This is a genomic window from Brevibacillus sp. HD3.3A (assembly GCF_013284375.2).
In the GTDB taxonomy this organism is placed as follows: Bacteria; Bacillota; Bacilli; order Brevibacillales; family Brevibacillaceae; genus Brevibacillus; species Brevibacillus parabrevis.
Map to the genome: position 1 here is coordinate 2,011,153 of NZ_CP085874.1, position 25,190 is coordinate 2,036,342.

Annotated in this window: 22 protein-coding genes and 1 other RNA gene; 20 read left to right on the plus strand and 3 right to left on the minus strand. The window is 53.0% G+C overall.

Going from position 1 to position 25,190, the window contains the following annotated elements; genetic code table 11:
* The first annotated feature begins 38 nt into the window (after positions 1-38).
* The 3 genes from queA (at position 39) to yajC (ending at position 2,651) form a co-directional block, all read left to right on the plus strand.
* Positions 39-1,067, plus strand: a complete 1,029-nt coding sequence (gene queA, locus HP435_RS09845; RefSeq protein ID WP_173597464.1) for a tRNA preQ1(34) S-adenosylmethionine ribosyltransferase-isomerase QueA — start codon at positions 39-41, stop codon at positions 1,065-1,067.
* 117 nt (positions 1,068-1,184) lie between these two features.
* On the plus strand, positions 1,185-2,315 hold the full coding sequence (tgt, locus tag HP435_RS09850) for a tRNA guanosine(34) transglycosylase Tgt (RefSeq protein WP_063230203.1): 1,131 nt from the start codon (positions 1,185-1,187) through the stop codon (positions 2,313-2,315).
* A 15-nt stretch (positions 2,316-2,330) separates the two neighbouring features.
* A complete protein-coding gene (gene yajC, locus HP435_RS09855; protein ID WP_063230204.1) occupies positions 2,331-2,651 on the plus strand; it encodes a preprotein translocase subunit YajC in 321 nt (106 codons plus the stop codon).
* Between the two features lie 60 nt (positions 2,652-2,711).
* Here yajC and HP435_RS09860 read toward each other — a convergent pair whose 3' ends face one another.
* Positions 2,712-3,113: a TIGR04086 family membrane protein gene (locus HP435_RS09860; RefSeq protein ID WP_122964207.1), complete on the minus strand. Its 402-nt coding sequence runs from the start codon at positions 3,111-3,113 to the stop codon at positions 2,712-2,714.
* A 133-nt stretch (positions 3,114-3,246) separates the two neighbouring features.
* Between HP435_RS09860 and corA the strand changes: the two genes are divergently transcribed.
* Positions 3,247-4,224, plus strand: a complete 978-nt coding sequence (gene corA / locus HP435_RS09865) for a magnesium/cobalt transporter CorA (protein ID WP_063230206.1) — start codon at positions 3,247-3,249, stop codon at positions 4,222-4,224.
* Between the two features lie 44 nt (positions 4,225-4,268).
* Positions 4,269-5,006 carry a DUF421 domain-containing protein gene (locus HP435_RS09870; RefSeq protein ID WP_217365236.1) on the plus strand — a complete coding sequence of 246 codons (738 nt, stop codon included), beginning with the start codon at positions 4,269-4,271 and terminating at the stop codon, positions 5,004-5,006.
* A gap of 3 nt (positions 5,007-5,009) precedes the next feature.
* Here HP435_RS09870 and spoVB read toward each other — a convergent pair whose 3' ends face one another.
* On the minus strand, positions 5,010-6,596 hold the full coding sequence (gene spoVB, locus HP435_RS09875) for a stage V sporulation protein B (protein WP_122964205.1): 1,587 nt from the start codon (positions 6,594-6,596) through the stop codon (positions 5,010-5,012).
* An 87-nt stretch (positions 6,597-6,683) separates the two neighbouring features.
* Between spoVB and HP435_RS09880 the strand changes: the two genes are divergently transcribed.
* The 9 genes from HP435_RS09880 to HP435_RS09920 all read left to right on the plus strand — a co-directional run bounded on the left by HP435_RS09880 (position 6,684) and on the right by HP435_RS09920 (position 16,472).
* The gene (locus tag HP435_RS09880; RefSeq protein WP_122964204.1) at positions 6,684-6,920 is read left to right on the plus strand and encodes a post-transcriptional regulator; all 237 of its coding nucleotides are present in this window, start codon (positions 6,684-6,686) and stop codon (positions 6,918-6,920) included.
* Positions 6,921-7,097: 177 nt separating this feature from the next.
* Positions 7,098-8,336 carry a protein translocase subunit SecD gene (secD, locus tag HP435_RS09885; RefSeq protein ID WP_122964203.1) on the plus strand — a complete coding sequence of 413 codons (1,239 nt, stop codon included), beginning with the start codon at positions 7,098-7,100 and terminating at the stop codon, positions 8,334-8,336.
* Complete coding sequence (gene secF, locus HP435_RS09890; RefSeq protein ID WP_122964202.1) at positions 8,326-9,240, plus strand: protein translocase subunit SecF; 915 nt, start codon at positions 8,326-8,328, stop codon at positions 9,238-9,240. Before secD ends, secF begins: the two co-directional genes overlap by 11 nt.
* A gap of 113 nt (positions 9,241-9,353) precedes the next feature.
* The gene (locus tag HP435_RS09895) at positions 9,354-10,262 is read left to right on the plus strand and encodes a cation diffusion facilitator family transporter (RefSeq protein ID WP_122964201.1); all 909 of its coding nucleotides are present in this window, start codon (positions 9,354-9,356) and stop codon (positions 10,260-10,262) included.
* Positions 10,263-10,335: 73 nt separating this feature from the next.
* Positions 10,336-12,690, plus strand: coding sequence for a single-stranded-DNA-specific exonuclease RecJ (gene recJ, locus HP435_RS09900; RefSeq protein WP_173598618.1), 2,355 nt, complete (start codon positions 10,336-10,338; stop codon positions 12,688-12,690).
* 12 nt (positions 12,691-12,702) lie between these two features.
* Entirely contained in the window at positions 12,703-13,215 is a 513-nt protein-coding gene (locus tag HP435_RS09905) for an adenine phosphoribosyltransferase (protein WP_063230212.1), read from the plus strand.
* Between the two features lie 358 nt (positions 13,216-13,573).
* Positions 13,574-15,745, plus strand: coding sequence for a RelA/SpoT family protein (locus tag HP435_RS09910; protein ID WP_063230213.1), 2,172 nt, complete (start codon positions 13,574-13,576; stop codon positions 15,743-15,745).
* Positions 15,746-15,829: 84 nt separating this feature from the next.
* Entirely contained in the window at positions 15,830-16,267 is a 438-nt protein-coding gene (gene dtd / locus HP435_RS09915) for a D-aminoacyl-tRNA deacylase (RefSeq protein ID WP_173598617.1), read from the plus strand.
* Between the two features lie 25 nt (positions 16,268-16,292).
* Positions 16,293-16,472 (plus strand): Rossmann-fold NAD(P)-binding domain-containing protein, encoded by a 180-nt coding sequence (locus HP435_RS09920; RefSeq protein ID WP_229049890.1) that lies wholly within the window; start codon positions 16,293-16,295, stop codon positions 16,470-16,472.
* A gap of 222 nt (positions 16,473-16,694) precedes the next feature.
* Here the strand turns inward: HP435_RS09920 and HP435_RS09925 are convergent, their stop codons facing one another.
* Positions 16,695-18,608 carry an N-acetylmuramoyl-L-alanine amidase family protein gene (locus HP435_RS09925; RefSeq protein ID WP_173598616.1) on the minus strand — a complete coding sequence of 638 codons (1,914 nt, stop codon included), beginning with the start codon at positions 18,606-18,608 and terminating at the stop codon, positions 16,695-16,697.
* A 146-nt stretch (positions 18,609-18,754) separates the two neighbouring features.
* Between HP435_RS09925 and HP435_RS09930 the strand changes: the two genes are divergently transcribed.
* The 6 genes from HP435_RS09930 (at position 18,755) to HP435_RS09955 (ending at position 25,190) form a co-directional block, all read left to right on the plus strand.
* The gene (locus tag HP435_RS09930) at positions 18,755-18,925 is read left to right on the plus strand and encodes a hypothetical protein (protein ID WP_167470285.1); all 171 of its coding nucleotides are present in this window, start codon (positions 18,755-18,757) and stop codon (positions 18,923-18,925) included.
* Positions 18,926-19,018: 93 nt separating this feature from the next.
* The gene (locus tag HP435_RS09935; RefSeq protein ID WP_173598615.1) at positions 19,019-20,524 is read left to right on the plus strand and encodes a coproporphyrinogen III oxidase; all 1,506 of its coding nucleotides are present in this window, start codon (positions 19,019-19,021) and stop codon (positions 20,522-20,524) included.
* A gap of 507 nt (positions 20,525-21,031) precedes the next feature.
* Complete coding sequence (hisS, locus tag HP435_RS09940; protein ID WP_173597460.1) at positions 21,032-22,312, plus strand: histidine--tRNA ligase; 1,281 nt, start codon at positions 21,032-21,034, stop codon at positions 22,310-22,312.
* A 30-nt stretch (positions 22,313-22,342) separates the two neighbouring features.
* The gene (gene aspS, locus HP435_RS09945; protein ID WP_122964300.1) at positions 22,343-24,133 is read left to right on the plus strand and encodes an aspartate--tRNA ligase; all 1,791 of its coding nucleotides are present in this window, start codon (positions 22,343-22,345) and stop codon (positions 24,131-24,133) included.
* A gap of 50 nt (positions 24,134-24,183) precedes the next feature.
* Positions 24,184-24,365: non-coding RNA, 6S RNA (gene ssrS, locus HP435_RS09950), on the plus strand.
* A gap of 69 nt (positions 24,366-24,434) precedes the next feature.
* Positions 24,435-25,190, plus strand: a complete 756-nt coding sequence (locus HP435_RS09955; RefSeq protein WP_122964195.1) for a tRNA threonylcarbamoyladenosine dehydratase — start codon at positions 24,435-24,437, stop codon at positions 25,188-25,190.

Below are 25,190 nucleotides of genomic sequence, written 5' to 3' on the forward strand. Positions count from 1 at the left end.
TTTTGCCACATGAACTGTCATTAAAGGAGTAACGAGTCGTGGACGTGCAACAATTTGATTTTGATTTGCCGGAGCATCTGATTGCCCAGCATCCTTTGGAAGACCGGACATCATCGCGGCTGCTTGTTTTGGACAAACAGACGGGGGCGATTGCGCATCAGCGGTTTACCGATCTGATCGACCATTTGCAGCCCGGAGATGTACTGGTTATGAACGACAGCCGTGTGCTTCCGGCCAGACTGATCGGGGAAAAGGCCGAGACGGGAGCGAAAATCGAGATCCTGTTGTTGAAATCGCTGGGAGACGATCGCTGGGAGACGCTGGTGAAGCCTGGAAAGCGAATGAAGCCAGGGACCGAGGTCGTTTTCGGAAACGGTCTTTTGCGCTGCGTATGCGAGGAAGCGACGGAGACGGGCGGACGGATTGTTCGTTTTTTGTACGAGGGAATTTTTTACGAGATTCTCGATCAACTGGGATCAATGCCGCTGCCGCCGTACATCCATGCGCAGCTCGAAGACAGCGAGCGCTACCAGACCGTCTACGCGAGGGAACGGGGATCGGCGGCAGCTCCGACTGCTGGCTTGCACTTTACGAAGCCGTACTTGGAACAAATTGCGGCCAAAGGCGTACAGCTTGCTTACGTGACGCTGCATGTGGGGCTGGGAACGTTCCGGCCTGTATCGGCTGATTCTGTCGAGGAGCACGTCATGCATGCCGAGTATTACGAGATTCCCGAAGAAACTGTGGAGCTGGTGAACAAGGCAAAAGCGGAAGGGAGAAGGGTCATCGCCGTCGGGACGACTTCATGCCGGACGCTGGAAACGGTCGGCCGGGCCAACGAAGGCAAGCTGGTGGCTGCGTCCGGCTGGACGGACATTTTCATCTATCCGGGCTATACGTTCTCGATACTGGACGGACTTTTGACGAATTTCCACTTGCCCAAATCGACACTCGTCATGCTGGTCAGCGCGCTGGCAGGCAAAGAACATGTCATGAATGCGTACAAGACGGCAGTTCGTGAGGAATACCGCTTCTTCAGTTTCGGAGACGCCATGCTGATTGTCTAAAAAACGCCACATCCCACCCGCATAAGTGTATACTTATAAGTCGGGTGGGTTTACTTCACTCTCAAGTTTTCTTATAATAGGAAAGACTTACATACATAGCTTGAGGAGTGCGACAATTTGGCTGTACGTTACGAATTAATCAAAACATGCAAGCAAACAGGCGCCAGGCTCGGTAAGCTGCACACTCCGCATGGGACGATCGACACTCCTGTCTTTATGCCAGTCGGCACGCAGGCAACAGTCAAGACGATGAGTCCCGAAGAGTTGAAGGCGATCGGAGCGGGCATTATCCTCAGTAATACCTACCATCTGTTTCTCCGTCCAGGGCATGAAATTGTCCGGGAAGCTGGCGGACTGCACGGCTTCATGAACTGGGACCGTGCCATCCTGACCGATTCTGGCGGATTTCAAGTATTCAGCTTGAGCAACCTACGCAAGATTACGGAGGAAGGGGTTTCCTTCCGTTCACATCTTAACGGAGAAAAGCTGTTTATCGGCCCTGAGGAGGCCACACAGATCCAAAACGCGCTCGGAGCCGATATTTTTATGGCATTTGACGAGTGCGCCCCTTATCCTGCGGAGTACGATTACGTGAAAAAGTCGATGGAGCGCACAACCAGATGGGCAGAACGCTGCCTCAAGGCACATGCGCGGCCAAACGACCAGGCCCTTTTCGGAATCGTGCAAGGCGGGATGTTCAACGACCTGCGCGAGCAGAGCGCCAAAGATCTCATTTCCATGGATTTTCCAGGTTATGCGATTGGCGGTTTGAGCGTGGGAGAGCCGTTCCCCTTGATGTACGAAGTGCTGGAACATACGGTTCCGCTGCTTCCTGCAAACAAGCCTCGCTACCTCATGGGAGTAGGATCACCTGACGCTCTCATCGACGGAGCGATCCGCGGCATCGACATGTTTGACTGCGTACTGCCGACGCGGATTGCCCGCAACGGGACATGCATGACAAGCCAGGGAAGACTGGTGATCCGCAATGCGAAGTTCGCGCGAGATTTTACTCCGCTCGACCCGAATTGCGATTGCTACACCTGCAAGAATTACACCCGCGCTTACATCCGCCATCTCATCAAGGCGGAGGAGACCTTTGGCATTCGTTTGACCACCTACCACAATCTGCATTTCCTTGTGAAGCTGATGGAGCAGGTGCGCCAAGCGATTGCGGAAGACCGCTTGCAAGATTTCCGGGACCAGTTTTTCGCTCAATATGGATTGGGTGAAGATAGATCTTTTTAATCGAGGGGGATTTTCATGGAAGGCTTGACACAGTTTTTACCGATTATCATCATGTTTGCGATTTTCTACTTCTTGCTGATTCGCCCGCAACAAAAGAAAGCAAAACAACGCAACGCCATGCTGGCTGCTGTCAAAAAAGGCGACAAGATCGTAACAATCGGCGGCATGCACGGCACCATTCAAGAGTTGACTGACGATACAGTGACTCTGCGCATTGCCCACAACGTAAACGTTACATTCGATCGCGGTGCGATCAACAGCGTGACATCCGCAAGCAATGAGCCGGCGAAAAGCGAACCAGCTAAAGTCGAATTGGAAAAAGAAGAATCCAAATAAAGCAAAGAAAAAGCAGGTGGGGAAAATCCCGCCTGCTTTTTTCTTGGACGCATAAGCTTGTTAGCGTCTGGGCTTGAAATTTTTCGGCTTTTGGCTGGAGTTGGCGGAATTGACGCCGAGAATGCCGCCCAATGCTGCAACTCCGAACGCACCGAGCAAAAAGAGGAACGTTCCCCATTGCATCGGGGCATCGAATCCCAGAAAACCGATCAAGAGAATCAGGAGAAAATAAGAAAATCCGGTCAGACCCCCGTAGTACCAGCCTTTGCCGCCACAGCGCTTTCCGGTGACGAAGCCGCCGACCAGAAGAGCAACCGCATTGATGATGTACGTAAAATAAGGCAAAGAGCCTTCGCGCATGCTGGTGAAGCTCAGAAGCAAGGTTGCGAGCAATGCCCCGAACAAAACAAGTCCTGTCGTGTACAATAGACCTGTCAGCACAGAGGTGGATGCACTCCGCACAATGTTTACCCCCTCACTGATCAACTGTTTGTACCATCTATATGAATGGCCTGGCCGCTCTATTCATCTTCGCGTTGAACATTAGGAGGAATTTTCGTATGATGGATGGGGAACGAGACGGGGGTGAGGAAGGTTGATCAAAACGTACTTTTATAACCACTCAGAGCAGAAGATGTTTCATGATGTTGATCTGGCGACAAAAGATCAATGGTTGAAATCTCCGGAGGATTTGCTCTGGATCGATCTGTATGATGTGGGGAACAATGAACTGCCCTATATTGCCAAGATCTTCGACTTTCACCCACTGGCAATTGAGGACTGCCTGCACGTCAGTCCACGTGCCAAGGTAGACAAGTACGATGATTACTATTTCTTCGTTTTTCACGCCCTGCGTTACAATGAAGAAAGCGATGACGAGATTACCACGGTAGAACTGAACGTTTTTCTCGGCCCTAATTACATCGTGACGATCCACAAATCCCCGATGAACACGATCGGGCGGATCGCAGCCATGTGTCACCGCAACAATTCCTATCTGAACCGGGGTCCCGACTATTTGCTGTATGCGATTGTCGACGGGATTACCGACGAGTATTTTCCGATTATCGATCGGATTAGTGTGCGGATTGACGAGCTGGAGGACGAGATTTACGAGCATCAGATGGAGGAAATTACAGAGGAGTTCCTGGCGCTGAAGCGGACGATTATTTTGATCAGGCGTGTCATCATGCCGCAAAAACGAATCTTCGCCAATGTGAATGGCCGCTTCTCTTTCGATATTTCCGAGGAAAACGTTCCGTTCTACAGCGACTTGACCGACCACCTGGAGCGGATCTCCGACTCGACAGAGACTTTCCGCGACCTGGTGAACGGTGCGCTCGATACGTATTACACGATCATCAGCGCCAAGACGACCGAGACGATGCGTGTACTCACGATCATCTCCACCATCATCCTGCCGCTTACGTTTATCACCGGGCTTTTCGGGATGAACACATTCGCCTGGCTGGGTGAGGAGGCAGAGCCTTACATGCTGATCGTAGCGCTTGTGATCATGCTGGCGATGACCTTCTTCATGCTGCACATTTTCCGCAAACGAAAGTGGTTGTAATTGGAGCTAATAGTTGCAAGCTCCCTGCCGAACAATAATATCAAATGTTCGATAGGGGGCGGCGGGAAGTGGAAGATATTTCAACTGTCATGTTGCGCACCCTTTTCTCGTATTTTTTCCTCCTGATCTTGCTCCGCATCATGGGCAAGCGAGAACTGGGAAAGTTGTCCGTTTTTGATGTGGTGATTTCCATTATGCTGGCTGAAATGGCGGCTCTGGCGATTGAGGATGTAGAAAAGCCTGGGTTGCGCTTTTATTTGCCGATGCTGTTGATTGCCGTTCTGGAAATCGCCATGGCGTATCTCTCGTTAAAGAGCAAGAAATTTCGCGATGTGGTCGACGGTTCAGCCGATATGATCATTGAAAACGGGCAAATCCGAGAACAGGCGATGCGCCGCAATCAGTTGAACATGGATGACCTGATGGTACATCTGCGGCAAAAAAACGTGAAAAATATTGCGGATGTCGAGTTCGCCCTGCTGGAGCCTACCGGGCAGATGAGCGTCTTTTTGAAGCCGGAAAAAGAGCATCTCACCCGTGGGGATATCGAACTGGCTAAAGAAGAACATATCGGGCCGGTTTCATACAAAGGCTTGCCCATTCCGTTGATTCTGGACGGCAAAGTCAGGCAGGAAGCTTTGCAAAAGATCGGGCAAAATCAACTGTGGCTCAAGCGGGAAATTCGCAAATACGGGATCAAGGACATCCGGGAAGTTTCCTTTTGCAGCATTGACGAGCGAGGAATTATGTACCTGGATAAAAAAGACAAGCCGCTACACTAGGTGTTAGCGGCGAGGGAAGAAGATGGCGAGCTGCTCTCCGATCCAGGGAATCCGGCGGACGTCCTGTTTGCCCAGGACGCGCATGGCGACCAGAAGGAGCAAATACAGCAAGCTGCTGATGGACGCGCTGGCGAGAAGCAGCTTGGCCGTCGAGGAATGCAAGAACAGGTGATCCGCCATGTATGAGCCGAGGTAACCCATGGCCAGCATGGCGATCCCAATTTTTCCGAACTCCCATACATCGACGGTAAATCCGATTTTTTTGATCAGGCTGGCAAAGTGCAAAAGGGTGCCCAATGTGATGCCAATATTGGTCGCAATGACGGCGCCGTGAATGCCGAAGGTCGGTTGGGCTGTAAAGACGAACATGGCGGCTGTTTTGATTACAGCGCTGATCAGCGTATTTCGGAAAACGACCTGGGCGTAGTCAAGACCTTGCAAGGCCGCTGCGAGCGGGGCCTGGAAAAAGAGGAACACGGAAAACGGAGCCAGCTCCTTGAGCAAGACGCCGACCTCTCGATATTCGCTGCCGTAGAGCAGTGTACATAACGGCTCCGCAAAAATAGTAAGCAGGACAGTACATGGTGCTCCGATTACGAGTGTGATGCGCATCGCTTGATAGATGCGCCGATGCACGAGAGGAGCATTTTTTTGATAGGCGGCCTCTGCTACGGCAGGAACGAGTGAAACGGACAAGGAATAGGTTAAAAAAGTGGGAAAAAGCAGCAGAGGTACGGCCATACCGGCAAACTGTCCGTACAATCCCGTTGCCGTGGCAGTCGTATACCCCGCGATGACGAGCGCCAGCGGTACGAGCATCGGTTCCAGGACGTAGGCGATCGAACCGATGATGCGGCTCAACGTGACGGGCAGAGCGACGTGAATCAGTTGGGAGATGTTTGTCTTGCTGGCAGAGACAGCTTGCAGAAACGGTCTTTCCAGAAGTTGCGCAGCAGCTTTTTTGCTTCCTTTGCGATATTGCCAGAGAATGTAGAGGAGTCCGGCGGCTTCCCCGAAAATAATGCTGGCGACTGCACCGGCTGTGGCATACTCGATCCCTGCGGACAAAAACGACATGGTCATGACGACGACCAGCGCCATGCGGGCCACTTGCTCCAGCAACTGGGAGATGGCGGTGGGGATCATGTTTTGCTTTCCCTGGAAGTATCCGCGCAGCACGAGTGAAATACTGGAGATCGGAATGACCGGGATGGCGGCGAGCATGACGATATGGGCGCGAGGGTCCGCGAATAGAGCGCCCGCAATCCAGTGGGAAAACAGCAGGAGCAGTGTGCAAACCAGCAAGCTGATGCCGCCAGCGACTGCGAGGGCGAGCAGCAAGTAGCGGCGGGTCATGCGCGGATTGTTAGCTGCCTCGGTTTCCGCCACTTGCTTGGCGATGGCGACAGGCAGACCGAATGTCGTCACCGTGATCAGAAAGTACAACAGGGGCACGACCATTTGATACAGCCCCATTCCTTCCGCTCCGATGATGCGTGAAAGCACGATCCTGTGAGCAAAGCCAAACACTTTGGTGATGCCGCCAGCAATGATGAGGATAACCGTTCCGTAAAAGAATGACTGTCTCATGGAAGGCTCCTTTGCAAGGAAAAATTCACTCAGTAAAGAATATGGACGTGCCGCTGTCGGCATGACTACTTTGAGGGGGACACGGGGATGGACCAAGCGCAAAAACAGGAATGGTATGGGCAAGTAGCAAGTCTTTGCCAGAGCAAGGCCGAGGAATTTGCCTTGTTGGGCTACGAAAACGTGGATGCCAAGGACATATGGGAATGCGTCACGAACGGGTACAAGGAATTTCCCCCGATGCACCGTCTCGTCAACGATATTTTGTCTCTGAAACCGAACAAGTACATGAACTATCTCATGATTCAAATGTATAAAAATTCTTAGTGAAACTTCCAGCCTCCCTATTCGTATAAGTAGCATGCTCATTATAGATAAGGGGTTGGTTACCATGGTTCGCTCTTCCAGCAATAATTGACACGTTTTTTCATACTTCGCTATAATGGGCATATTGGTTTCTCGCTTAGGGCGGGACCCTGTTTATGAAAGAGGGGTATTACAACGATGATAAAATGGGGAAGATTTCTCCTGTTCCTGGTTGTTGTAGGGCTTTTGGCGACACTTGTGTCAACTACGACCAAACAGGTGGCAGGAAACATCACTCTCGGTCTTGACCTGCAAGGCGGGTTTGAGATTTTGTATGAGGTAGAGCCTCTTGAGGCTGGGCACAAGGTTGATATCGAGCTGTTGAAATCAACTGCACACATGATTGAGAAACGGATTAACATCGGCGGCGTGGCAGAACCTGTCATTTCTACCGAGCTGCCAAACCGGATTCGCGTGCAAATCGCTTCGCAATCCGCTGATCAGGACAAGCTGCGTGAACTGATCGGAAAACCTGCTGTACTGACGTTCCGCGACGAGTCGGGCAAGGTCATCCTGCAAGGTAGCGACTTGGCGCCAAACGGGGCAGCGGTCGGCTATGATGACCTGAAACGCCCTCTCGTAACCGTGAAATTCTCGGATGCAAAAAAATTGGAGGATGTAACTCGCGCCAACCTGCATAAGCGCATGGCGATTTTCCTGGACGAAAACCTCCAAACCAATCCTACGATCCAATCCGTGATCTCGGGCGGCAGCGCTCAAATCACAGGAGACTATACCCAAGAATCGGCTCAGGAACTGGCTGACTTGCTGAACTCCGGTGCGATGCCAGCGAAGCTGATTGAGAAGCAGGTAACATCTGTGGGAGCGTCTCTGGGTGCCCTGGCATTGGAGAAGACGCTTTATGCCGGCTATATCGGCGCTGCGCTGATTTTCGTGTTCATGCTGCTCGTCTATCGCATGCCGGGCATGATTGCGAATATTACATTGGCTGGATTTACTTACTTTTGTATGGTCGTTCTCGACTGGATGGACGCAACGCTGACTCTCCCAGGTATCGCCGGTTTCATTTTGGCGGTAGGGATGGCTGTCGATGCGAACATCATTACGTATGAGCGTATCCAAGAAGAAATTCGCTCGGGCAAAACGATTTTGTCAGCGTTCCGCTCCGGTGAACGCCGTTCTTTGATCACCATTATTGATGCGCACGTGACGACGCTGATCGCGACAGGCGTATTGTTCTACTTCGGAACAAGCTCCGTTCAAGGTTTTGCTGTCGTACTGGCTATGACAATCATCGTAAGTATTATCACCAACGTGTTCGGGTCTCGTTTCCTCCTTTGGCTGGTGGTCCGTGCCAACATGTTTAAAAAGCCGTTCTGGTTCGGAGTAAAGGAGAGTGAGATCGGTGAGCTTTGATCGCGAGCATACCGTAGTGCGGTTTGATATCGTTAAAAATCGCCGGAAGTTCTTCATTTTCTCTTCCGCGATTATCATCATCGGTTTTTTGTTTATGATGTTCCAAGGGCTGCACCTTGGGGTTGACTTCAAGGCAGGTACGCGCCTGGACATTTACGTAGGAAAAGAGTTCAAGCCGGAAGACGTCGAAGCCGTTCTCAAACAGGAGATTCCGAATGTCGCTTTCTCCAAGGTAACGCCGTACGGGCAAAATCAAGCCTATACTCGCTTTGATCAAACCATTTCTTCGGATACCTTGATGAAGACAGAAGAAGCGCTGAAGAAAAAGTTCGGCGATCAGGTCACAAAACAAGTATCGTCCGTTGATCCGAGCATTGCTCAGGAGATGGTGAAAAAGGCAGCCATCGCGGTAGGGATCGCTTCCCTCGGGATCGTCATTTACATCGCGATTCGCTTCCAGGTGCTGTTCGGGATTGCCTGCGTCGTGGGACTTTTGCATGACGTGATTATCCCGATCGCGCTGTTCTCCGTGTTTGATCTGGAAGTAGACATTACTTTCATCGCAGCGCTTTTGACCATTCTCGGTTACTCGATCAACGATAAAATCGTTATTTTTGACCGTATCCGCGAAAACTTGCGTACCATGAAGTCCAAGACGATTCCGGATCTGGAGCATCTGGTGAACGTTTCGCTTTGGCAGACGATGCGCCGTTCCGTATACACAGTAGCTACCGTATTTTTTACCGCGCTGGCTATTGCGGTACTCGGAAGCGAGAGCATTCGCAACTTCTCGCTGGCTCTGTTGTTCGGTCTGGTGAGCGGTACGTACTCCTCCATCTTTATTGCTGCTCAAGTTTGGGTAAACTTGAAGGAGCGGAATATGAGAAAGAAGAAAGAAGCATAAGCGGTTCGCTTTTCGCTTCGTCAAAGAGCTTTCGCTATGTAGACCGCAGGGGTTATTCCCTGCGGTTTTCTACTCTTGAAGACAAGTAGGCTGATAGAGGAGGAGAGGCAGGAATGGGCGATGATCGGTTGGCACAAGCGCAGTTTGGGGCATGGGTAGGCATTGTGGGCAACCTTGCTTTGGCAGGGGTGAAGCTGTTGATCGGGCTGATGGCAAAGTCACAGGCATTGATTGCCGATTCTGTGCATTCCGCATCGGATGTAGTCGGTTCCGTGGCGGTTCTGATCGGCTTGCGAGCGGCAGAGCGTCCGCCTGACGCAGATCATCCGTACGGTCACGGAAAAGCCGAATCGATCGCAGCGATTATTGTCGCGGTTTTGTTGGCAGTTGTCGGCTTCGAAATTGCGATGTCTTCGATTAAAGCGTTTTTTGCCCCTGTGGAAGCGCCAGGCATGCTGGCAGTTTGGGCTGCCATCGGTTCCATGATCGTCAAGGAATGGATGTTCCGCTACAAGTTCAAGCTCGGCAAAAAACTGAACAGCCAGTCGTTGATCGCCAACGCCTATGAGCATCGCTCGGATGTATACTCTTCGTTTGCCGCACTGGTAGGCATCGGCGGCGCGATTGTGGGCGAGCGGCTGGGTGTTCCCTGGATGTTGTATCTGGACCCGGCAGCCGGGATATTCGTATCTGTGCTCGTTTTGAAAATGGCTTACAACATCATGATGGAATCGATTCACAGCACGCTGGATCACGTCTTGCACGAGGAAGATACAAAGCAGCTCAGACAGGCGATTGCCGAGGTCGATGGCGTGTTGCGCATCGATTCGCTGCGGGCCAGGGAGCACGGGCATTACCAGATCGTCGATGTGAAAATCGGGGTGGACCCGGCGATTACCGTCCTTGCCGGGCATCAAATTGGCAAGCGCGTCAAGCATATGCTGCTGGAAACATTTCCTGATATTCGCGATGTTTTGGTCCATGTAAACCCATTTGATCCCACTTCACAGCCAAAACGGTAAAAACGGCATGTTTTATGCTGTTGTCAGTCTCCCTCTCCATCCACTATAATGAATGAGGATTGGAGGAGAGCCTATGCTGAAAGCGAAAACACGCTGGAAACTGGCCACCTACGATGAACAGATTGCGGCCAGTATAGCTGAGGAGTGCCAGCTAACTCCGCTCGTGTCCAAGCTGCTGGTGATTCGCGGCGTCGACACAGCGCAGAAGGCCCGTGATTTTTTGCAAGCTGGCCCGGAGTTGTTTCATGACCCTTATTTGCTTGATGGAATGGAACAGAGCGTGCATCGCATTCAACAAGCGATAGAGAGGCAAGAGCCGATCTGTATTTACGGAGACTATGACGCGGATGGGGTCAGTTCGACATCGTTAATGGTACACCTGTTGCGCCAACTGGGCGCTGTTTTTGACTATTACATTCCCAACCGTTTTACTGAAGGGTATGGGTTACATAAAGACGCCTTGGCGCATCTGCATAAAAGCGGTTACAAGCTGATCATTACAGTCGATACAGGAATCAGTGCAGTAGAGCAGGTAGCGTATGCCACGCAGTTAGGTCTTGACGTCATTGTAACCGACCACCACGAACCTCCGGCTGTGATTCCGGAGGCATTTGCTGTGATCAACCCTAAAAAGCCTGGCTGTACGTACCCGTTTGACATGCTCGCGGGAGTCGGGGTCGCCTTCAAGCTGGGGCATGCCTTGCTAAAGGAGCCTCCTTTGCATTTGGCTGACCTGGCAGCACTCGGGACGATCGCCGATTTGGTGCCTTTGGTAGATGAAAACCGCATCCTCGCCAGAGCGGGCTTGAAGCGTCTGAATCAGACCCGCAATATCGGATTGCAGGCGCTGATCCGCGTGTGTGGACTGTCTGACAGCGAACTGTCGGCCGGACATGTCGGATTCGCGCTCGGGCCGCGTCTGAACGCAAGTGGACGGCTGGAGACGGCAGAGTCCGCCGTCAAGCTGCTGACGACCGAGGATATGGCGGAAGCAGAGCAGTGCGCACAAGCTTTGGACGATTTGAATCGCGAGCGTCAGGAGCTTGTAGCGACGATGACGGAAGAAGCCGTGCAGATGGTGAAGGAGCAGTATCCACCCGAGGAAAACAACGTCCTCGTCCTGGCGAAGGAAGGCTGGAACGTCGGGGTTGTAGGAATCGTAGCGTCACGGCTAGTAGAGCTGTTTTACCGTCCGACGATCGTGCTTGGCATCGATCCGGAAAAAGGGACAGCCAAAGGCTCGGCGAGAAGCATCGCCGGCTTTGACATGTACGAAGGTTTGACAGCATGCAAGGAGTGGCTCCCGCATTACGGGGGGCATACGATGGCCGCAGGAATGACACTCCCGGTGGAAAACCTCGATCTCTTGCGCAGCAGGCTGAACGAGCTGGCGGGGGAATGGCTGACGCCGGAAGATTTTACCCCTCTGACCAAAGTAGATGTGTCGATGAGCATGGACGAAATCAGCCTGGAGGCAGCCGAGCAGCTGGAACGGCTCGCTCCTTACGGGATGGGCAATCCGACTCCGCTCGTCATGCTGGATGAAGTCGAGACACAGGGAATGCGCACAATCGGGCGCGATGACAATCATTTGAAATGCACACTCGTCAGGTCAGGCCAAACGTTGGATGCCATCGGCTTCAACTGGGCGCACGTGACGAAAAAGGTGACCCCAAAAGCGCGTTTTCAGGTGCTGGGCGAGCTTTCAGTCAATGAATGGAATGGCAACCGCAAGCCGCAGCTGACGATCCGGGACTTGTCCGTTCCGCATCAGCAAGTGTTCGACTGGCGGGGAAGTCGGGACAAAATAGAGAAATGGCAGCAGTTGATAGCGGAGTCCGGGACGATGACCGTTGTGTTTCGGGCGGAAAGCTATGAACAGCTCGTGCCAAAGACAAGCGCGGACGGGCAGACTTCTCTCTTTTTCCTGGGCAATGCTGTCGCGCTTGACAGGCAGGAGCCGCAGCAAGCGGTTGTGCTCTACGATTTGCCGAAGCGTCGTGCCGATTTGCTGCAAATCAGTCCGCTGCTGCAACAGGCTGAGCGCATCTACTGTCTGTTTGGCGACCCGGATTTGGGCATGGAGCGGCTATCCTGTCCGAGCCGCGATCATTTCAAGCAGCTGTACCAGTTTTTTGTGCAAGTGCCAGTAGTGAAGCGCATACATTTGGATGCGCTCGCCCGCAAGCTGCAATGGAAGCGAAGCTTGCTGGACGGCATGCTTGCGATCTTTTTGGAGTTGCAGTTTTTGCAGGAGGATGCCGAACAGTATCGCCTGCAGGAGACGGCAGAAAAAAGGCCGCTGGAAAGCTCCGTCATTTATACGGAGTGGAAGGAAGAAGCGCAACTCGCTACGGATTTGCTGCTCTCATCCTCGGAATCATTGATCCAAACGTTTCATCAGCTGGTGACACCAGTCACCGTATAGGAGGAATTTTTCATGGATTACAAACAATACATTCGCGTCATTCCGGACTTCCCGCAACCGGGGATTCGTTTCAAAGATATCACGACTTTGCTGAAAGACGGTCCTGCTTATCGCGCAGCGATTCAAGACTTGGCTGAATTTGCCCGCGAAGTGCAGGCTGACGTGATTGCAGGTCCGGAAGCACGCGGATTTGTCGTAGGAGCGCCTCTGTCTTACGAAATGGGAATCGGCTTTGTGCCGATCCGCAAATCCGGCAAGCTGCCTTACGAGTCGATCAAGGCAGATTACGACCTGGAGTACGGCAAAGACGCGCTCGCTGTGCACGTAGATGCTGTTACGCCAGGCCAGCGCGTGCTGATTGCGGACGACCTTCTGGCGACCGGAGGAACCATCGAAACGACGATCAATCTGATCGAGCAACTCGGCGGAAAAGTAGTGGGTGCTGCCTTCTTCATCGAGCTGTCCTATCTGGAAGGACGCAAAAAAATCGGGGATGTTCCGATCAAATCCTTGGTGCAATATTAATTGATGCTTCAACGAAAAACGGGTCATGTACCCGTTTTTTTCTTTTTTCCACGCATGGATCATACTTTACAGGGGAAACAGCTTTACAATACGAACGACATAAAAGATAATAGTATGAAATAGACATGACGCTTTTTTTCATCCAGACAGACAACCGATAATGTTCGTCTGCCGCTTCCAAGGAAGAGCAGACTGCCAGCGTCCGCACGCAGGACGCACCAAAATCATCCGCTACAGAAGAACTACTTGTTCGAAAGGGCTTCTATAGATGATTTTTTTTATACGCTCAAAGCCTTCGCCTGTGACATAAGGCTTGGCAAAGCCAAGTTTTCCAATGAGAGGATAAGGGAAGGGAACTATGATTACCGGCATTGATGAGGTAGTAAAAAAAGCAAGCACCTATTTGTCACAATCGGATCTGGACCTGATTACTCGCGCCTATCAGCTGGCTGAAAAAGCTCACGAAGGGCAGATAAGAAAATCAGGCGTTCCGTACATCATGCACCCGATCGCAGTAGCGGGGATTCTCGCCAACCTGCACATGGACGCGGTTACGATCGCTGCCGGATTTTTGCATGATGTAGTGGAAGACACCGACATTACGCTTGACGATCTCCGCCAACAGTTCGGTCCTGACGTGGCTCTGCTGGTAGACGGGGTAACCAAGCTGGAAAAAATCAAATACAAGTCCAAGGAAGAGCAGCTTGCTGAAAACCACCGCAAGATGCTGGTTGCCATGGCGCAGGACATTCGTGTCATCATGATCAAGCTGGCAGACCGTTTGCACAACATGCGGACATTGCGACACATGTCCGAAGAGAAGCAGCGGGAAATATCCGATGAGACGCTGGAGATTTTCGCGCCCCTGGCTCATCGGCTGGGGATTGCCTCCGTCAAATGGGAGCTGGAAGATACGGCGCTGCGCTATTTGAATCCGCAGCAGTATTACCGGATCGTCAACCTGATGCAAAAGAAGCGGGTGGAGCGCGAGGCTTACCTGAACGAAGCATCGGATACGATCAGGGAGAAGCTTGGCGAGCTGAACATCGAGGCGGAAATATCGGGGCGGCCCAAGCATATATACAGCATCTTTAAAAAGATGACCAAGCAAAACAAGCAGTTCAACGAAATTTATGATTTGCTGGCCTTGCGGATCATTGTGAACGACATTCGCGACTGCTACGCGGTGCTGGGCATTGTCCATACACTGTGGAAGCCGATGCCTGGCAGATTCAAGGACTATATCGCGATGCCGAAGACCAACATGTACCAATCGCTGCATACGACGGTGATCGGGCCTAAAGGCGAGCCGTTGGAAGTGCAGATTCGCACGTGGGATATGCATCAGACGGCAGAGATCGGGATCGCGGCCCACTGGGCGTACAAGGAAGGCCAGAGTGTCGTGCAAGGATCGTTTGCCGAGAAGCTGGGCAGCTTGCGCGAGATTATCGAAGGCGGGTCAGAGGAAGCGCCCAATGCGCAGGAGTTCATGGAAAGCCTCAAGCAGGATTTGTTCTCGGACACGGTCTTTGTGTTCACGCCAAAAGGAGATGTAGTCGAACTGCCAAAAGGCTCCGTGCCGCTGGACTTTTCCTATCGCATTCACTCGGCGGTAGGAAACCGGACGATTGGGGCAAAGGTAAACGGCAAGATCGTTCCGCTTGATTACGCCATGAAAACGGGCGATATCGTCGAAATCCTTACTTCCAAGCATTCGTACGGGCCAAGCCAGGACTGGCTGAAAATGGCCAAGTCCGCCCATGCCCGCAACAAAATCAAGCAGTGGTTCAAAAAAGAAAAGCGGGAAGAGAACGTTGCCAAAGGCCAACAGATGGTGGAAGCGGAGATCAAATCGCGCAGCTTCGACGTGAAGGAAGCGATGACGGACACCAACCTGAAGGAAGCGGCGGCGCGATTCAACTTCCAGGGGGCCGAGGACATGTTTGCCGCAGTCGGCTACGGCGGCATTACGGCTTCCCAGATTGCCACACGTCTGCTCGACAAGCTTCGCCGCGAGCGGGAGGAGCAAAATCCGGTCATCCCGGAGATCAAGCAAAATCCGGCTCACCGTGCGCAAAAGAGCGAGTCCGGGGTAAAAGTGCGCGGCGTAGACAACCTGTTGGTGCGTATCTCGCGTTGCTGTACACCAGTTCCGGGCGATCAGATCATCGGCTTTATTACAAGAGGGCGCGGTGTGTCTGTGCACCGGAAAGACTGTCCGAATGTGCTCGCAGATGAATGCTCAGAGCGTTTGATCGACGTCGAATGGGATACCGATCAGAAGCACAACTTCAACGTGGAAATCGAGATCACGGGCAACGATCGCAGCGGACTGTTGAACGACGTGTTGCAAGTCGTCGCAGAGACGAAGACGAATATTGCTGCCGTCAGTGGCAAAGCAGATAAAAATCGGGTGGCGACGATTCATATGACCATCTCGATCAGCAATGTGGATCATCTCTTGAAAGTTGTGGAACGAATCAAGCGGATTAAAGATATTTATTCGGTTCGCCGCATATTGAGCACCTGATCCGTTTTTGGATCGGGTGTTTTGTTTAGGTCAGCCGTTCGTCATTGCGAGCGGCGAGCTTCCAAACGAAAGGAATGGATCGACGTGAGAGTTGTCGTACAGAGAACGAAAGAAGCAAGCGTGACCGTTGCTGGCGAGGTAGTCGGGCAAATCGAGCACGGGCTGTTGCTGTTAGTCGGAATCACCCACGAGGACAGCGAAAAGGAAGTAGACTTTGTCGCGGATAAAATCGCCAATCTGCGAATTTTTGAAGACGAAGCAGGAAAAATGAACTTTTCCGTCCTGGAGACGGGCGGGCAGATTTTATCGGTGTCCCAGTTCACGCTGTACGGAGACTGCCGCAAAGGGAGAAGGCCGAACTTCATGGCAGCCGCTCGCCCTGAGCAGGCTGAACCGCTGTACGAGCTGTTTAATGCCAAGCTGCGGGAAAAAGGGCTGATCGTGGAGACGGGGCGTTTTGGCGCGATGATGGACGTGCGTCTGCTCAACGACGGACCTGTCACCCTGATCGTAGAATCGTAAGCGAAAAGACGGGGAGGCGGGGAAAATGGCACAGGAAGCGCTGGTGATCGGGGCGAGCGACATGCTGACAGAGGTAGCTCGCTGGCTTGCCAAAGAAGGCTATCGAGTGACAGTGGTGGGACGCGAGCGGCAAAAGCTTGCCCGCGTGCGGGACGGTTCCGGCAATCCGGCAAAAAGCAGCACAGGCGATTGTCGGACAGGTTGAGCCGTGGGAGCGGCGTCCGAGTTACTGAGACTGCGAGATATACAAAAACGGCTGCTGCGGCAACCGTTTTTTCTTTTGCGTGAAACTGCTTATTACAAAAAAATGAAAACACCCCCGCCCAAGGAGCGGACGCACTGGCGATTCGCGCAAGCAGTGTGTCCGTCTCTCGTGGTACGGGGGTTTTGTTTTGGAACCCGTTGTTACGCAGTCTGGCAGCCGGAATTAGCCGCCCTGAGGGTTCAGCGTATTGAAGTATTGGACGATCCCTTTGTACAAGCCGTCTGCGGCGAGATCCTGCTGTTTTTCCGAGCGCACGCGCAGCTCCTCGTTGTAGTTGGACAGGAACCCGATCTCGGCCAGGATGGACGGAACGGAGTTTTCCCGCAGCACGAAGTAATCGCCAAAACGGGATTGCAAATCTTTGTAGCTCGTCGCTTTCACCAGTTCGTTTTGCACGAGGGACGCGAGCTTGCTGGAATTGCCTTGGTAGTAAAAAAACACGATGGAGCCGTTGGTTGCCGTGTTTGGATGTGTATTGTGGTGAATGCTGACAAAAATATCCGCTTTGTTCATGATGGCGACATCCACGCGCTGCTGCAAGGTGAGCTTGCGGTCATCCGCTCTCGTCATGATGACTTTGGCCCCGGAAGCCTCCAGCTTGTTTTTCAGCAGCAGGGCAACTTGCAGGTTGACGGTTTTTTCCAGCGTAGAAAAGCTTTTGCCGGTTGCGCCGTTGTCGTTGCCGCCGTGTCCTGCGTCGACGACGATCAGCTTTCCGGCGAGATCCTGACTGCGAATTACGGCAGGCACGCCGCTTGCCGATACGAGCCACCCGGCAATATAGCCTGTCGAGCCATCGCTGAGCGTTACTTTGAACCAGTCGCCCTCTTTGGACACGAGGCTGTATTTTTCCCCTGCCTGCACTTGGCGAATCAAACTGTGCTCGGCACCGGGACCTGAGCGAACGTTCGTATTCGGATTGATGACCGTGACATACGGCCCGTTTGGTGTCGGCACATTTGGCCCGGAGACACTGACCAGCCATCCGGCTACCCAGCCTGTCTGTCCGGCCGATGTCTGCACCCGATACCACTCGCCTTGCTTCTCCAGCACCTTTAGCTTGCTGCCGACAGGCAACGTAGCGAGAATCGCACTGGACGTATTGGACTGGCTGCGCAGGTTCAGTCCGTCCGTTTGCACGGTAGCTGTCTGTTCGGCAGGTGTGGCAGGCTGACTCGGCTGGCTTGCCGAGCCGGAATTAGCATCGGTGTTTGGCCCGGGAGACGTGGTCGTGTCTTGCGCGGGCTTGTTGCTGTCCGTTGATATCCAGGCGTTGACGCCATCGTAAGGGAATTGAATCCAGCCGTTTTGCTGCGATAAAACGGTGATCGTCTCGCCAGCGTGAAGCTGCCCGATGGCAGGAGCGCTGGCATCCGGCGTAGGGTACACGTAGGGAGCGAACTCTAGTGTCAGGCTTGCTCCTTGAACGGCTGTCGGCTTCGGCGGGGTGACGACACTCCCTGAATTGCCGGAGCCTCCTGGCTGTTGTGGTGCAGTAGTTCCGCTTCCCTGCGTGGAACCTGGCGACGCTGGGGATGAGCTGTCCTTGACCAGCCAGGCTGCCACCCAGCCTTTGCTTGTGCCATTTAGCTGAATCATGATCCAGTCGCCGTTTTTTTGCACGATCGGGTATTTGGTTCCCGGATTGATCGTCGTCACAACCGGGTACGTTTGGCCCGGGCCGGAGCGGACGTTGAGATTGGTAGTCGTGCTCTCTGCCGTACTCGCCGGAGCTTGTGCAGGCTGCTGGTTTTGCGAGACGAGCCAGTTTGCCACCCAGCCGCTCTGACCATTAGGCAGCTTGACTTGAATCCAGTCGTTTTTGGTAGAGATGACAGGCAGCACGGTCTTGTTTGGCAGCGTGGTGACGACAGCGTCCTGAAGGCTCGGCCCGGAGCGGACATTGAGCTTGTCCACGCTGACCTGAACAGAACCGGCGGCCCAGGCAGTTGAAACGGGGAGGGAGATGGCGCAAGTGATAGCCAGGAGCGACCCCAGGATTTTTTGACGTAACAGCACGTTTTTGACATCCTTTCCAGATAAAATGCGAGGGAGGCGAAGCGTCGATTCTTTCATGTTTTTGCCAACACAATCACTTCGCGCCAGTTTCTCGTTTTTCCTGCAAGAAGCGACAAAGCTTTTGCCAGGTGCCGCTGGTTGCAATTTGTTGCAAAAGGCCATACTAGAACAGATAGAGCCACAAAAACGCAGGAGGAATTGCAGTGAGGCAGTCAAACAAGGAAACGTTTGCGCAAGGCTTGAATCGACAATTTTTTTCCGTCGACTTTCATGACGATTTGGCGAAAGAATCGTCACGGCAAAATGTAGAAATGTCCCAAGATTTTTATGTCAATATGCGAGACTTGCCGCAATCACACCCGAAAAGGAAGTAATCGCCTGAGATGCCGCCCATCCGCTCTGTTGACCGCGATTGTGTCTGTCAGCTATGATGGAGTGTGGCATTTTAAATAAGCAGGTGAGCACATATGATTCAAATAAAATGCGAGGGACACGCGTTTGAACGCGAACTCTCCTTAATTCTTGCGCTGTTTTACGAAGACCCTGCGTTAGCTTTTGTCTCGGAGTGGGATGGCGCTGCCGATATGCAAATCAGGCTCGCGCTTGCCACTGACAGCTCGGGTGTAGTGGCGTCGGGAGAACTGGATGACAAAACTACTCGACTCAGCCGCCAGGTCAGGCGGGAGTACGTTTCCCACGATGAAAAGGCGATGCGCAAAACAGCGAAGCAGGCATTGTGCTACACACTGTTGCTCATGCTGGAACAATATACGGGAATCGAACAAGGCTGGGGGATTTTGACGGGAATCCGTCCGACCAAACTGCTCCATCAGCTGAACGTGGCAGGTGTCGAGAAAGCAGAGGCGCACAAGCGGCTGCAACAGGATGTCATTTTGCGTCCGTACAAACTGGAGCTGCTCCAGGAGATCGTCGACAAGCAGCTTCACGTCGTGCCTGATCTGTACCAGATCGACCGCGAGCTGTCGGTGTACATCGGCATCCCTTTCTGTCCGACGAAGTGCGCCTACTGTACGTTTCCTGCCTACGCGATCCGCAGTCATACGGCTTCGGTCAATCCGTTTCTCGAAGGACTGCATTACGAGATCGAAAAGATGGGCGAGTGGCTGACGAGAAACGACCAGCGAATTACCTCGATCTACTTCGGGGGAGGAACGCCGACGAGCATTACCGCCGATGATATGAACCAGTTGTTCGAGACGATGCACCGCAGCTTCCCGCATATGGACGGCGTGCGCGAGTTGACCGTCGAAGCGGGCAGGCCGGACACGATTACGGCAGAAAAGCTCGATGTGATGAAACGGTGGGAAGTCGACCGGATCAGCATCAATCCCCAATCGTTTACACAAGAGACGCTCAAAGCAATCGGGCGGCACCATACCGTGGAGGAGACGATCGAGAAGTACCATCTCGCCATGGAAATGGGCCTGACCAATATCAACATGGACTTGATTATCGGGCTGCCGAACGAGGGCGTAGCCGAGCTGGCGCACAGTCTGGAAGAAGTGGAAAAGCTGATGCCTGCGTCGCTTACCGTGCACACGCTCTCCTTCAAGAGAGCTTCGGAAATGACCCAGAACAAGGAGCGTTACAAGGTAGCCAGTCGCGACGAAATCGGCAAAATGATGGAAATGGCGTCTGCCTGGACGAAAGCAAACGGCTACGATCCGTATTATTTGTATCGCCAAAAAAACATTTTGGGTAACCTGGAGAATGTCGGCTATGCGAAACCGGGGCAGGAAAGCATCTACAACATCATGATCATGGAAGAAGTGCAGACGATTCTCGGCCTTGGCTGCGGGGCGGTTTCCAAGCTGATGGCGCCGGGCAGCGGCAAGCTGAAGCGTTTTCCGAATCCGAAGGACCCGAAAACCTACAACGACACGTACAAAACATTGGTGGAAAACAAGCTGCGCGATCTGGATGAAGTCTACGCAGGGGCAACGACTACGTAAAAAAGCAGCGCAGGTGCAGGCTGAACGCGCGGCAAACCATAGTAAAAAAAGTTTTATGGAGCGCCTGTTGACGCCTGCTGGCTGGTTTGCTATGATTCACATTAAGCTTTTGGATACAATCAGATCTGATGACGGGAACAAGTACCCAACGAACCGGATAACCAGAGAGAAAGCGCCGTGGCTGAGAGTGCTTTCGTATCACGACTTGGTGAATGACATCCCTGAAGACCGCAGTGAACGAGCGAGGAGCAATCCTCTCCCTTCAGTAACTGGCAGGCGTGCGCCGGCGTTAACGGCTTAATCAAGTGGGATGGCCTTTGATACACAAGGCTGTTCAAACAGGGTGGCACCACGGGAGTATAACCAGTCTCTCGTCCCTGACATGTGGCGAATTGCTAAATGTCAGGAGGCGAGGGGCTTTTTTATTTGGCTAAATAGAAAAGGTCCTTTGATCCTGGAGGTTTGGCGTAGCCCAAGTTTTTCAAAAGACATGGAGGTTCGAGAGGAATGACGAGAATCCAGATTCCCCGCGGTACGCAGGATATCATGCCAGGTACCGTAGAGTTGTGGCACTACGTAGAGGCAAAAGCCCGCGATTTGTGCCGCCGCTTTAACTACGCGGAGATTCGCACGCCGCTGTTCGAGAGCACGGAGTTGTTCCAGCGAGGCGTTGGCGAGACGACGGACATCGTGGAAAAGGAAATGTACAGCGTAGCAAATCCGCGCAGCAACGACGCGCTCACGCTGCGTCCGGAAGGGACGGCTGGCGTCGTACGCTCTTACGTGGAAAACAAGCTGTACGGATCGCCCAACCAGCCTACCAAGCTGTACTATCTGGGGCCGATGTTCCGCCACGAGCGCCCGCAAGCAGGACGCTACCGCCAATTCGTTCAATTCGGGGCAGAAGCGATCGGTTCGAGCGACCCGGCGATTGATGCAGAAGTGATCGGCCTCGCCATTCGCCTGTATCAGGAGCTTGGCCTGACAGGGCTGTCTGTCGAGCTGAACAGCGTCGGCACCGTAGAAGACCGCGCTCGCCACCGCGAGCATTTGCTGGCGCATCTGAACGGCGTACGCTCCGAGCTGTGCGAGGATTGCCAATCCCGGATTGATCGCAATCCGCTGCGCGTGCTCGATTGCAAAAACGAAAAATGCAAAACATTGACCAAAGACGCACCTTCCATTCTGGATTACTTGAGCGAAGCATCGGCAGCTCACTTCGAAGCAGTGAAAGGCTACCTGACTGCTCTCGACATTCCGTACCATGTCAATCCGCGTCTGGTTCGTGGATTGGACTACTACACGCTGACGGCTTTCGAGATCAAAATGGCGGAAATCGGCGCGGTGGAAACGCTTTGCGGCGGCGGACGCTACAACGGTCTGGTTGCAGAGCTGGGCGGCGACGATATGCCAGGCATCGGTTTCGCACTGAGCATCGAGCGCTTGCTGCTCGCTCTGGAGAAACAAGGGGTGCAGCTGCCGATTAGCGGCGGTATTGACTGCTTCGTCGTCGTACAGACACCGGAAGCCAAACAAGGCGCCTTTATTCTCGTCGACCAACTGCGTCAAGCAGGCGTGGCTGCCGAACTGGACTACCTCGACCGGAAAATGAAAGCGCAGCTGAAACAGGCTGATCGCCTCTCGGCCCGCTTTACGGCCATCATCGGAGAATCCGAGCTGGCAAACGGTACCGTCGTTCTGAAAGAAATGGCAACAGGCGAACAGCAGGAACTGAAACAGGCTGATTTCGTAGCTGCGCTTGCCGCAAAAGTACAAGGCAACAACTAACAAAACAAAGCAAAAGTGGGGGAAATCATCATGTCTTGGCAATATCGCACCGTACACTGCGGTGAAGTGACAACTGCACACGTAGGACAGGAAATCGTATTGAACGGCTGGGTACAAAAGCGCCGAGACCTCGGCGGAGTTATTTTCATCGACTTCCGCGACCGTACGGGAATCGTGCAGATCGTATTCAACCCGGAGCACAACAAAGCGGCTTGGGAAGCGGCTGACAAAGTGCGCAGCGAGTACGTTCTGGTCGTAAAAGGAACAGTAGTCAACCGCGCGCCTGAAGCAATCAATCCGAAGCTGAAAACAGGCGAAGTCGAAGTTCATATTTCCGACATTCAAATCTTGAACGACGCGAAAACGCCTCCGTTCCAAATCGAAGACGACATCGAAGTAGATGAGCAAGTTCGCCTGAAATACCGCTACCTCGACCTGCGCCGTCCGGAAATGCAACGTTCCCTATTCCTGCGCAGCAAAGCGGCGAAAGCATTCCGCGACTTCCTGGACGAGAACGGCTTCCTGGAAGTAGAGACACCGATTTTGAACAAGAGCACGCCAGAGGGCGCCCGCGATTACCTCGTGCCGTCCCGTGTGCATCCAGGCGAGTTTTACGCCCTGCCGCAATCCCCTCAGCTGTTCAAGCAGCTTTTGATGGTGTCCGGTCTGGAGCGCTACTACCAGATCGCCCGCTGCTTCCGCGACGAAGACTTGCGCGCTGACCGCCAGCCTGAGTTTACCCAGGTGGACATCGAGACGTCGTTCTTATCGATGGACGAAATTTTGCCGATGATGGAAAAAATGGTCGCTCACGTGTTCAAGCAAACGATCGGCGTGGATGTCGTGACGCCATTCCCTCGTCTGACTTACGCGGAAGCGATGGGACGCTACGGCTCTGACAAACCGGACGTGCGCTTCGGCATGGAGCTGACAGATGTATCCGACCTCGTAGTCAACAGCGACTTTAAAGTGTTCGCTTCTGTCGTATCTGGCGGCGGTCAAGTAAAAGGGATCAATGCAAAAGGCTGCGGTCACTACTCCCGCAAAGAAGCAGACGATCTGGGCAAATTCGCTTCCCGCTACGGAGCAAAAGGCTTGGCTTGGATGGGCTTCAAAGATGGCGAAGTAAAAGGACCGATTGCCAAGTTCTTTAAAGAAGAAGAAATTACCGAGCTGAAAAAGCGTCTCCAAGCAGAAGAAGGCGACCTGCTTCTGTTCGTAGCCGACAAGCCGAAAGTGGTTGCAGACGCATTGGGAGCACTGCGCTCCAAGCTGGGCGCGGAGCTTGGCCTGATCGACCACAGCAAGTTCGCATTCCTCTGGGTTGTAGACTTCCCGCTGGTAGAGTGGGATGAGGATGCCAAACGTTACGTGGCCCTGCACCATCCGTTCACTCGTCCAAAAGACGAAGACCTGCACCTGTTCGACACCGATCCGGGCCAAATCCGTGCGCAAGCGTACGACATGGTGCTCAACGGCTACGAGCTGGGCGGCGGTTCCATGCGGATTTTCAAACGCGACGTGCAAGAAAAAATGTTCAAGGCGCTCGGCTTCACACTGGAAGAAGCGCATGAGCAATTCGGCTTCCTCCTCGATGCATTCGAGTACGGTACACCTCCACACGGCGGAATCGCCCTCGGTCTGGACCGTCTGATCATGCTCCTGGCTGGCCGTACCAACCTGCGTGAAGTGATCGCGTTCCCGAAAACGGCAAGTGCGAGCGACCTGATGGTCAACGCGCCGGATGTAGTAGCTCCGAAACAACTGCAAGAGCTGTCGATTGCAACAATCGTGACAGAAGAAGAAAAGGTAGAAGCGTAATCGACTTGCGCAACTGCATTGCTGTTTGATACATTGGTAATACTATCTACAAAGCCCTGCGATGTTCGTGACATCCGATAGTTTTGAGCCACAAAGTTTGTTCAGGGAGTTTTTCGTCCGCAATTGTAAAGGCATGCCTCCGTCGAGTGGACGTCTGTAACAGTTGGGCAAGACACCCACCTGCGATTAGCAGGTTCAAAACTAAGGAGCTACACGGCATAATGGGGCTCCTTTTTTCTTTGTGATTCCTACTTTTCCGATTGACAATTATCTTACTTGCGAATGAAAGGTGAAACGAACGATGCTTCATCAATTTTCCCGTTGCGAATTGGCCTTCGGTCCCGAAGGTTTGGAAAAAATGAAAAATAGCTGCGTCGCGGTTCTCGGAGTCGGCGGTGTCGGTTCCTTTACAGTGGAAGCGCTGGCGCGTACAGGTGTAGGCAAGCTTGTGCTGGTGGACAAGGACGCCGTTGACATCACGAACATTAATCGGCAAATTCATGCGACACTGAACACGATTGGACAAAAAAAGGCAGAACTGATGAAGGAGCGCATCGCTTCGATCAATCCCGAGTGCGAAGTCGTGACGCTCAACATGTTTTACAACGAGGAGACATATGAGCAGTTGTTTGCCCATGAACTCGACTATATCGTAGACGCCATGGATACGATGTCTGCCAAGCTGCATCTGATCCAGGAAGCCAAACGCCGCAACATCCCGGTTATCTCCAGCATGGGCGCTGCCAACAAAATGGACCCGACCCGGTTTGAAGTAGCGGATATTTCCCAGACGAGCTACGATCCGATCGCCAAGGTCATTCGCCGCGAGCTGCGCAAAAAAGGCATCTACAAAGGCGTCAAGGTCGTCTATTCAAGAGAGATTCCTGTAAACGTGCGCACGGATGTGCGTGAGAAAATCGTTTCCAACCCGGATTCACCGATTAGCAAAGTGCGGCAGCCTCCAGCGAGCAACGCGTTTGTTCCGTCCGTAGCGGGCCTGATTTTGGCCAGCGTCGTCGTGCGTGACTTGCTGGACTGGCAGCCGATAAAAGGATAG